Annotated in this window: 10 protein-coding genes; 5 read left to right on the top strand and 5 right to left on the bottom strand. The window is 67.0% G+C overall.

Annotated elements, in window-relative coordinates; translation table 11 throughout:
- Positions 1-155: 155 nt before the first annotated feature.
- The 3 genes from RI841_RS11265 to RI841_RS11255 all read right to left on the bottom strand — a co-directional run bounded on the left by RI841_RS11265 (position 156) and on the right by RI841_RS11255 (position 3,612).
- Positions 156-920 (bottom strand): SDR family NAD(P)-dependent oxidoreductase, encoded by a 765-nt coding sequence (locus RI841_RS11265; protein ID WP_310705694.1) that lies wholly within the window; start codon positions 918-920, stop codon positions 156-158.
- A gap of 173 nt (positions 921-1,093) precedes the next feature.
- The gene (locus RI841_RS11260) at positions 1,094-2,758 is read right to left on the bottom strand and encodes an AMP-binding protein (protein ID WP_310705693.1); all 1,665 of its coding nucleotides are present in this window, start codon (positions 2,756-2,758) and stop codon (positions 1,094-1,096) included.
- 275 nt (positions 2,759-3,033) lie between these two features.
- On the bottom strand, positions 3,034-3,612 hold the full coding sequence (locus RI841_RS11255) for a TetR/AcrR family transcriptional regulator (protein WP_310705696.1): 579 nt from the start codon (positions 3,610-3,612) through the stop codon (positions 3,034-3,036).
- A 206-nt stretch (positions 3,613-3,818) separates the two neighbouring features.
- On the opposite strand from RI841_RS11255, the gene RI841_RS11250 reads away from it, so the two are divergent.
- Together RI841_RS11250 and RI841_RS11245 are read left to right on the top strand one after the other, a co-directional pair.
- The gene (locus RI841_RS11250) at positions 3,819-5,006 is read left to right on the top strand and encodes an acetyl-CoA C-acyltransferase (RefSeq protein WP_310705692.1); all 1,188 of its coding nucleotides are present in this window, start codon (positions 3,819-3,821) and stop codon (positions 5,004-5,006) included.
- A 10-nt stretch (positions 5,007-5,016) separates the two neighbouring features.
- Entirely contained in the window at positions 5,017-5,814 is a 798-nt protein-coding gene (locus RI841_RS11245; protein WP_310705691.1) for an alpha/beta hydrolase, read from the top strand.
- A 46-nt stretch (positions 5,815-5,860) separates the two neighbouring features.
- Here RI841_RS11245 and RI841_RS11240 read toward each other — a convergent pair whose 3' ends face one another.
- A complete protein-coding gene (locus RI841_RS11240; RefSeq protein ID WP_310705690.1) occupies positions 5,861-6,664 on the bottom strand; it encodes an ABC transporter permease in 804 nt (267 codons plus the stop codon).
- A complete protein-coding gene (locus RI841_RS11235; RefSeq protein WP_310705689.1) occupies positions 6,655-7,269 on the bottom strand; it encodes an ATP-binding cassette domain-containing protein in 615 nt (204 codons plus the stop codon). Before RI841_RS11235 ends, RI841_RS11240 begins: the two co-directional genes overlap by 10 nt.
- A gap of 61 nt (positions 7,270-7,330) precedes the next feature.
- Between RI841_RS11235 and RI841_RS11230 the strand changes: the two genes are divergently transcribed.
- The 3 genes from RI841_RS11230 to arsB form a co-directional block, all read left to right on the top strand.
- Entirely contained in the window at positions 7,331-7,462 is a 132-nt protein-coding gene (locus tag RI841_RS11230) for a hypothetical protein (protein WP_310705688.1), read from the top strand.
- A 301-nt stretch (positions 7,463-7,763) separates the two neighbouring features.
- Positions 7,764-8,486, top strand: coding sequence for an arsenical resistance protein ArsH (gene arsH / locus RI841_RS11225; protein ID WP_310705687.1), 723 nt, complete (start codon positions 7,764-7,766; stop codon positions 8,484-8,486).
- Positions 8,487-8,499: 13 nt separating this feature from the next.
- A partial coding sequence (arsB, locus tag RI841_RS11220; protein WP_310705686.1) for an ACR3 family arsenite efflux transporter occupies positions 8,500-9,459 on the top strand: 960 nt, incomplete at its 3' end.

The raw sequence follows: 9,459 nt of genomic DNA, 5'->3' as shown, positions 1-9,459 counted from the left end.
TGGAAGCTGGAAGCTGGAAGCTGGAAGCTGGAAGCTGGAAGCTGGAAAGCAGCATGAGCTTCTCCACCCCCATGGCAAACACCCCCGCAGCACGGCTACGAGGGTGTTTTCTTCAAGCTTCGAGCTTATGGCTTAGAGCTCCCGGCGAAGCCGGGTCACTGCATGCGTATCCCGCCATCCAGGCGGATCACCTCGCCGTTGAGCATCGCGTTGGTGATGATCTGCTCGGCCAGGCGGGCGAACTCATCGGGCTTGCCGAGCCGCTTGGGGAATGGCACGGCAGCGGCCAGGGCCTGGGCGGCTTCGTCGGGGATCTCGCTCATCATCGGCGTCTCGAACACGCCGGGGGCGATGGCCATCACCCGCACGCCGTGGCGCGAGAGCTCCCGGGCTGCCGGCAGGCTCATGCCCACCACCCCGGCCTTGGAGGCGCTGTAGGCGCACTGCCCCACCTGGCCGTCGAAGGCGGCGATGGAGGCAGTGTTGATGATCACGCCGCGTTCGCCGTCCTCGCCTGGGTTCTTGGCCATGGCCGCGGCGGCCAGGCGCATCACGTTGAAGGTGCCCACCAGGTTGATCTGCACGGTGCGATGGTAGGCGTCGAGGTCGGCGGGGTTGCCCTCGCGATCGACCAGCTTGCCGACGCTGACCACGCCGGCGCAATGCACCACACCGGCCAGGCCGCGGCCATCGCTGAGCGAGACGGCGGCGTCCACGGCAGCCTGGATGTCGTCACCGGCGGTCACGTCGCCGCGCACTGCCCGGGCGGCGTCGCCCAGGCGCTCGGCGTGGGCCTGGACGGCGTCGCTCAGGTCGCAGAGCACCACCCGGCCGCCCGCGGCCACCAGGCGCTCGGCGGTGGCCGCCCCCAGTCCGGAGGCGGCGCCGGTGATCAGAAAGGTATTGTCCTTGACGTGCATATCGGGTTCCTGGAGTTGATAGGCAGCGGCTGAAAGCGCTCGAGGCTGTTCCGTCGTCAGGGCTGCGAGGGGGCGCTGTGAACCCCTCCCTGGGCGCTACCGATGCCATCCCTGTCATAGGACCCCCTCTTCGCCCTGCCCCCGGCGCCTCTCGCTTCAGACGCTTGCGGTTGTCACTGCGCGGCGCCAGTCTCGGCCTTGTCGACGGCATCGGCCCGCAGCTTGAAGCGCTGGATCTTGCCGCTGGGGGTCTTGGGCAACTCCTCGACGAACTCGATCACCCGCGGGAAGGCGTGAGTCGAGAGTCGCTCGCGCACCAGCTTGCGGATCTCGTCGGCCAGTTCATCGCTGGCCTCGAAGCCCTCGCGCAACACGATATAGGACTTGATGATCTCGCCGCGAATCTCGTCGGGCTGGCCCACGGCGGCGGACTCGGCCACCGCCGCGTGAGTCATCACGCTGTTCTCCACGTCGGTGGGCCCGACGCGATAGCCGGCCGTGGTGATGATGTCATCGTCGCGACCGGCGAACTGGAAGGTGCCGTCCTCGTTCTTGATCACCACGTCGCCGGTGAGGTAGTAGCCCTCGGCGAAGGGGTGCTTCTCCTGCCAGGTGTAACCGGCGAAGAAGTGCGCCGGGGAGTTCTCGATGTCCACGGCCAGCACACCGGGCTCGCCCGGGGGAAGCTCGTTGTACTCGGCATCCAGGATCGCCAGGCGGTAGCCGGGCATCGACACGCCCATGGCGCCGACATGCTTGGGATGGTCCAGGGCGTGATGGTTGTTGCAGGTCATGCCGGTCTCGGTCTGGCCGTAGTGGTCCATGACCGGGCAACCCAGCGAGCGCTCGACCCAGGTCACCACCTCGGTATTGAGCGGCTCGCCGGCAGAGCTCGCCGCGCGAAGCTCGAGGGTCTCATGGGCGTCATCGAACAGGCCGGACGCCTTCATCAAACGGTAGGCAGTGGGCGCGGCGGCGAAATTGGTGATGCGATGGCGCTTCATGAAGGTCAGCGCCCCTTCGGCGCTGAAACCCGCCTCGCAGAAGTGGGTCGTCACGCCCAGCAGCAGCGGCCCGGCAATGGCGTAGTAGAGGCCATAGGCCCAGCCCGGGTCGGCCATGTTCCAGAAGCGGTCGGTCTCGCGCAGGTCGACGGCCAGCTCCATGTAGAGGGCGAAGGCCGGCATGCCGGTCAGTGGTACGGCCACGCCCTTGGGCTTGCCCACGGTGCCGGAGGTGAACATCTGCAGGAAGGGCGCCTCGCGCTCCAGGCGCGGTGGGTTCGCCTCGATCGGTGCGTGGGCGAGCGCCGCCTGCCAGTCCAGATCGTCGGCGTGCTCGGCCTCGGGACCGCCCACGGCGAGCACCGGCGGGCACTGGGTGAGGCCATCGAACTTGAAGCGGTTGGCGTGATCGGTGATCACCAGCTTGCTATCGGCGCGCCCCAGGCGGTAGTCCACGGCGTCTGGGCCGAAGGCGGTGAACAGCGGTTGATAGACGGCACCAATCCGCCAGGTGGCCAGCACCGCCACCAGCAGCTCGGGCGTGCGCGGCAGCATGCAGGCGATGCGGTCCCCCACGCCCAGGCCACGCTCGGCAAACCAGCCGGCGAGCTTCGCGCTCTCGGCATCGAGTTCGGCGTACGTCAGGGTATTGACCTGGCCCTGGGTGTCTTCGTGCACCAGCGCCGGGACGTCGCCCCGCCCGGCGCGCAGATGACGCCCGCAACAGGACTCGAAGGCGTTGGCCTTGCCGTCGCGGTGGTCGTCGAGGCGCGCGATCACGTCATCGATGGAAAAGGTCTCGAGGTAGCTCTGGTAATCGGGAAGGGTGCTCATGTAGTGCCCTCTCGCGGTTTGTGCTTATTGTGGCGGCAAACAATTTGGTGGCGCCCAATGCTGGCGACGAAGGAAACGGCAAATGCCGATCGCTGGCGTGCACGCCCACCTTCTGATTAGATGCAGTTGACGTAAGCGTCAACCTAGCAAGCGCTTGGTACAAGCTAGAGGCTCCCGAGAAACGGGGCAACCCCTGAACGGCAGGATGGGACTAGACGATGGTCGAGCGTAGCGGACCAATGACGTACCCGCTCGCTCCGCCGGGAGCCAAAGGGTCAGGCGGGCCGATGGGTGATCATGGCCACCAGTTCATGGGCCAGGTCATCCGGAGAGCGTGGGCCGGCAGGATCGTACCAGCGCACCGTCCAGTTCAGCGCCCCCATCACGAAGCGCGACACCAGGAAGCGGTCGCCATGGATCAGCCCCTCGGCCAGGGCCTCGTCGATCACTGCTTCCCACAGCGCTTCGTAGGCGTCACGCAGATGGCTCAGGTGGGCGCGCGCCTCGGGATCGAGCCGACGCCACTCATAGAGGGCGACCACATGGGCATTACGGTCGGTGAGCAGGGTCTCCAGGTGTGCGCGTGCCATGGCCTGCAACCGGGCTTCGGCAGAGTTGTCGCATTGGTCAAGGGCCGCCCTCGCGATGACCAGGGCGTTCTGGGTGCCTTCCTCGATCACCGCCGCCAGAATCTCCTGCTTGTCGCGAAAATGATGGAAGAGGCTGCCGGACTTGATACCCATCTCCTGGGCCAGCATGCGCACCGTGGTCCGATCGAAGCCTTCCTGGACAAACAGTTGGGCGGCCTGGCGGGTCAGTTCCTTGCGACGCGGTGAGTCATTGATTACATTCATCGACATTTACACTAGCGCTTGCTTGGTTGACCCTGAGAAAACCACAGCCCCGGGGCTGGGTCAACGCGGCACGCTATCACAAATCAATCGCACGAGAAGCGCTGGGGACAGCGTCGAGCGTTGCCGCCAACGACATTAGTCCGGGGCCATTACCCTAGTAAAACGCGGCTCCACCGGGAACCGCACGACGTAACGGGAGTCATGCCATGAGCCACGCCAACGAGATCGTTTTCCTCTCCGCCGCCCGCACCCCCATGGGTGGCATGCTGGGCAGCCTCGCCAGCCTCACCGCCCCGCAGCTGGGGGCCACGGCGATCCGTGCCGCCATCGAGCGCGCCGGCATCAGTGCCGACAGCATCGACGAGGGCATCATGGGCTGCGTGCTGCCCGCCGGCGTCAAGCAGGGCCCGGCCCGCCAGGCCATGCGACAGGCCGGCATCCCGGACGCCATTGGGGCCACCACCATCAACAAGCTGTGCGGCTCGGGCATGAAGGCCACCATGCTGGCGCACGACCTGATCCGCGCCGGCAGCGGCGACGTGATGCTGGCCGGCGGCATGGAATCCATGTCCAACGCCCCCCATGTGTTGACCAAGGCACGCGCCGGCTATCGGCTGGGCCATGGCGAGCTCAAGGACCACATGTTCCTCGATGGCCTGGAGGACGCCGAAACCGGCAAGCTGATGGGCGTCTTCGCCCAGGACGTTGCCAGCGAGCGCGGCTATGGCCGTGAGAGGCTGGACGACTTCGCCATTGCCTCGCTGGAGCGCGCCATGGAAGCCACCAACGCCGGCCACCTCGAAGCCGAGATGGCGCCGGTCACCGTCACGAGTCGCCAGGGCGAGAGCGTGGTGGATCACGACGAGCAGCCCTTCCAGGCCAAGCTCGACAAGATCCGTTCGTTGCGCCCTGCCTTCGCCAAGGAGGGCACCATCACTGCCGCCAACGCCAGCTCCATCTCCGATGGCGCCTCGGCGCTGATCCTGGCCAGCCAGGCAGCGGCCGACCGCCTGGGCGCCAAGCCAATCGCCCGCATGCTCGGCCACAGCACCAATTCGCGTCACCCGAGCGAGTTCACCATCGCCCCGGTAGGCGCCATCGACAAGCTGATGAAGAAGCTCGATTGGACGGTGGACGACGTCGACCTCTTCGAGATCAACGAGGCCTTCGCCGTGGTCACCCTGATGGCCATGGACGACCTGGGCCTGCCCCATGACAAGGTCAACGTCTTCGGCGGCGCCTGTGCCCAGGGCCACCCCATCGGCTCCACCGGCTCGCGAATCATCGCCACCCTGATCCATGCCCTGCGCACCAAGGGCAGCAAGCGCGGTATCGCCAGCCTGTGCATCGGCGGCGGCGAAGCCACCGCCGTGGCGGTCGAGCTGGTCGACTGAGGCCGGCGACATGACAGGGACGCCCGAGACGCATGACGCCTGGATCGCCTCGCGCCGCGGGAGACGCTTCGCGACGCGCTGGGTCCCCCCGGGTGGCGAGGCGTCACGCAGTCCCATCGTGCTGCTGCACGACTCGCTGGGCTGCGTGGCGCTGTGGCGGGCATTTCCCGCCATGCTCGCCGCCGCCAGCGGCAGGGAGGTGATTGCCTACGACCGTCTCGGCTTCGGCTGCTCGGCGCCCTACCCTGGCCGGCTCCCGCTCGGCTTTATTGCCGACGAGGCGGAGACCTTTCACGAGTTGCGCGAACACTTCGGACTGGCACGCTTCGTGGCCCTCGGCCATAGCGTGGGCGGCGCCATGGCGGCCGAGATCGCCGGCCGGCATGCCGATGGCTGCGAGGCGCTGATCACGGTGGCGGCCCAGGCCAGCATCGAGCCGCGCACCCTGGCCGGCATTCGCGAGGCGGAGCAGGCCTTCCAGAGCCCCGGCGCCATGGCACGGCTGGCGAAGCATCACGGCGACAAGGCCGAGTGGGTCCTGCGCGCCTGGGTCGACACCTGGCACTCCGAGGACTTCGCCGATTGGACGCTGGACAGCGCACTGCCGCGGGTGACCTGTCCGACCCTGGCCATCCACGGCGAGCACGACGAGTACGGCTCACTGGCCCAGCCCGAGCGTATCGCCGGGGGGGTGGCAGGTCCCACCAAGATGGCCATCCTGCCCTGCGGGCACGTGCCTCACCGAGAATGCCCCGAACGGCTGATCGCCGCCCTGCTGCCCTTCCTGGCCGGTCCTGGCTCGGCCTGACGCTTGCGTCCTTCCCACCTCACTTCTGACTCACCTCTGTCTCTCCTCACCCCTTGGGGGCCGCCAGACGATCGAGGCGCAGACGCTCGCGGCCATCGAACAGCCGCCGGCTGCCCACCGCCACCGCGGCCAGCGTGCCGAAGCCGGTGCCGAGGGTGATGGTGAACATCACTAGTATCTGATACTTCACCGCCAGCGCCGGTGGGCTGCCAGCGAGTATCTGGCCGGTCATCATGCCTGGAAGGCTGACCACCCCGGCGGCGGCCATGGCATTGATCATCGGCATCAGGCCGCTACGCATCGCCTCGCGACGGATGTCGCCGACCGCCTCCTGCCAGCGCTGGCCGAGCATCAGGCGGTTCTCGATCACCGCGCGCTGGTGCCAGGCGGTGTCGGTCAGGCGATCCAGCGCCAGGGCGACACCGGTCATGGTGTTGCCCAGCATCATGCCCAGCAGAGGAATGGCGTACTGAGGCCGATACCAGGGCTCGGGGCCGATGATCACGGTGAGCGTCAGCACGGTCACCGTGAATGACGACAAAAACATCGCCACCGTGCCGATGCCGAAGGCCCAGCCGCCGATCAGTCGTCGCTTCTGGCGCGCCATCACCTCGCGCCCGGCAATCAGCAGCATGCCCAGCGCCATCAGCGCCACCCAGTAAAGCGTCGAGGCCGCGAACAGCGCCTCCAGCACCAGCCCCACCAGGGCGAGCTGGGTCACCGTGCGCGCCGCGGCAATCAGCAGGCTACGGCTCATCCCGAGTCGCATGGCGGCCGTGCAGCCCGCCAGCGCCACCACCATCAACGCCGCCAGAGCCAGCTGCCACCAGGCCAGCTCGATCACGCCCATGTCGACCCCTCCGTCAACGCTCGCCCCTCGATGCGCCAGTGGCGATTCGCCACCCTGGCGATCTGATCAGCGTCATGGGCGACCCAGAGTACGGGCCAGTGGCGCTCTCGGATGTGCGCCATGAGCCACGCCTCCACCCGGCAGGTGGTGGCCTCGTCCAGGTTGGCGGTGGGCTCGTCGAGCAGTAGCACCGAGGGCTCCCGACTGATCGCCCGCAGCAGGGCCAGGCGCTGCTTTTCCCCCGACGAGAGCCGCGAAACCTGCCACTCCAGCACCTCGGGCATGAAGCCCAGCGCCTCGAGGTCGGACACATCGGCTTGTGGCAGGTGCTCGCCCACGTGATCCGCCCACCAGTGGCTCTCCGCCGGCACCAGCATCACCCGCGCGCGCCACGCATGAGCCGGCAACGACGCCTGGTCGATATCGCCCAGCCATGCCTCGCCATCGTGGGGCTCGAGGTCGGCCACGGCGCGCAACAGGCGGCTCTTTCCGGAGCCGCTGGGGCCTGACAGGCAATGAACCTCGCCGGGAGCGACGATCAGGCTCACCTCGGCGAGCCCGCCAACGGCAACCCGCACCAGGCGCAGGGACTCGGATACAGGCAAGGTGACCTCCGCACAAAGGGGACTGGCCGCGATGGTAGCAGCTCACGCCGCACGGGGGCGTGTGACATACCGCCGTCATCCCGATGTCACCACCCTGGCCTGGTCCCAGGTGGCCACGACCCTGATCATGATCCTGGGCACGGTAGTGATCAGCGAGGCCCTCTCGGCTCGAGTGCGACGCACGCTGATCTGATCCGGGGGCTCTTGATGGCATGAATGCCGCCGGGTTCGCTCTCTCAAGGAGTCTGCTACCGTGGCGGCACCCCCTCCCGCGCAGGAGATCCCCGTGCCCCCTTTCCTGGACTTCCTGGCTCGGCCCGCATCAGCACCCCGCCCAGCGCGACGTCCCGCGGCTAACATTGAGTATATACGAATCTCCATATATGCTGGGCGCCACAACAACCTGATCCCCGCCTCGACGCCCTGCGGCAGGCTCTGGAGGAGAGCCACCAGCACGCCTCCCGGGAAGAGGGAACAGAAGGAGATACCGCGTGATGCCCCATTCCCTGGACGGCCTGCCCAATATCGACCGCGAGTTGTTTCGTGTGCCCGATGCCTCCAGCCTTGGCCTGCCCGAGGATGGTCAGCACGCCCCGCGCATTCTGCTGCTTTACGGTTCGCTGCGCAGCCGCTCCTTCAGCCGCCTGGCGGTGGAGGAAGCTGCCCGGCTGCTGCGCGCCATGGGGGCCGAGACCCGCGTCTTTGATCCGCGCGGCCTGCCGCTGCCGGACGCCGAGGAGGCGAGCCATCCCAAGGTGGCAGAGCTTCGCGAGCTGGCAGCGTGGGCCGAGGGCATGGTGTGGTGCTCGCCGGAACGCCACGGCGCCATGACCGGCATCATGAAGGCGCAGATCGACTGGATCCCGCTGTCCCTCGGCGCCGTGCGCCCCACCCAGGGCAAGACCCTGGCGGTCATGCAGGTGTGCGGCGGCTCCCAGTCCTTCAATACCGTCAATCAGCTACGGACGCTGGGGCGCTGGATGCGCATGATCACCATCCCCAATCAGTCGTCGGTGCCCAAGGCCTTCATGGAGTTCGACGAGCATGATCGCATGAAGCCCTCCCCCTACTATGACCGCATCGTCGACGTCATGGAGGAGCTGTTGAAATTCACGCTGCTGGTTAACGGACGCAGCGAGGCACTCACCGACCGCTACTCGGAGCGCAAGGAGTCGGCGGAACAGATCACCGCTCGAGTCAATCAACGCGTCCTCTGACAGGAGTCATGCCATGACCACACACCAGGAATCCCCGTCACCCAGTACTGCCGAGGGCATGGGGCTCTTCGAACGCTTCCTCTCGCTGTGGGTGGCGCTGGCCATCGTCGCCGGGGTGCTGCTCGGCCAGTTCGCCCCGGCCATTCCGGAAACGCTTTCACGCTTCGAATATGCCCAGGTGTCGATCCCGGTGGCGATCCTGATCTGGGCGATGATCTTTCCCATGATGGCACAGATCGACTTCACCGCCGTGCTCGGCGTGCGTCGCCAGCCCAAGGGGTTGATCATCACCACCACGGTGAACTGGCTGATCAAGCCCTTCACCATGTTCGCCATCGCCTGGTTCTTCCTGACGGTAGTGTTCCAGCCCCTGATCCCCGCAGACCTGGCCAGCCAGTACCTGGCCGGCGCCATCCTGCTGGGTGCGGCGCCCTGCACCGCCATGGTCTTCGTGTGGAGCTACCTGACCCGCGGCGACGCCGCCTATACCCTGGTACAGGTGGCGCTCAATGACCTGATCATGCTGTTCGCCTTCGCGCCCATCGTGGTCTTCCTGCTCGGCGTCTCCAACATCCCGATACCCTGGGACACCGTCGCCCTGTCGGTAGTCCTCTACATCGTGATTCCGCTGGCGGCCGGCTACCTGACGCGGCGCACCCTGATCGCCCGCCGCGGCATCGAGTGGTACGACAACGTCTTCATGAAGAAGGTGGGACCGATCACGCCCATCGGGCTGATCATCACCCTGGTGCTGCTGTTCGCCTTCCAGGGCGAGGTGATCCTCGAGGCGCCGCTGCATATCGTGCTGATCGCCATCCCACTGATCCTTCAGACCTTCCTGATCTTCTTCATCGCCTACGGCTGGGCCAAGGCGTGGAAGGTGCCCCACAACGTCGCCGCCCCCGGGGCGATGATTGGCGCCAGCAACTTCTTCGAACTGGCCGTGGCCGCCGCCATCGCCCTGTTCGGCCTG

It is taken from the genome of Halomonas sp. (assembly GCF_031581305.1).
Taxonomy (GTDB): domain Bacteria; phylum Pseudomonadota; class Gammaproteobacteria; order Pseudomonadales; family Halomonadaceae; genus Halomonas.
This window is presented reverse-complemented; position numbering and strand designations above follow the sequence as displayed.

Excerpts from the sequence above, each read along its gene's own strand:
- RI841_RS11265 (WP_310705694.1), bottom strand. The coding sequence starts at position 920 with ATGCACGTCAAGGACAATACCTTTCTGATCACCGGCGCCGCCTCCGGA.
- RI841_RS11260 (WP_310705693.1), bottom strand. The coding sequence starts at position 2,758 with ATGAGCACCCTTCCCGATTACCAGAGCTACCTCGAGACCTTTTCCATC.
- RI841_RS11255 (WP_310705696.1), bottom strand. The coding sequence starts at position 3,612 with ATGAATGTAATCAATGACTCACCGCGTCGCAAGGAACTGACCCGCCAG.
- RI841_RS11250 (WP_310705692.1), top strand. The coding sequence starts at position 3,819 with ATGAGCCACGCCAACGAGATCGTTTTCCTCTCCGCCGCCCGCACCCCC.
- RI841_RS11245 (WP_310705691.1), top strand. The coding sequence starts at position 5,017 with ATGACAGGGACGCCCGAGACGCATGACGCCTGGATCGCCTCGCGCCGC.
- RI841_RS11240 (WP_310705690.1), bottom strand. The coding sequence starts at position 6,664 with ATGGGCGTGATCGAGCTGGCCTGGTGGCAGCTGGCTCTGGCGGCGTTG.
- arsH (WP_310705687.1), top strand. The coding sequence starts at position 7,764 with ATGCCCCATTCCCTGGACGGCCTGCCCAATATCGACCGCGAGTTGTTT.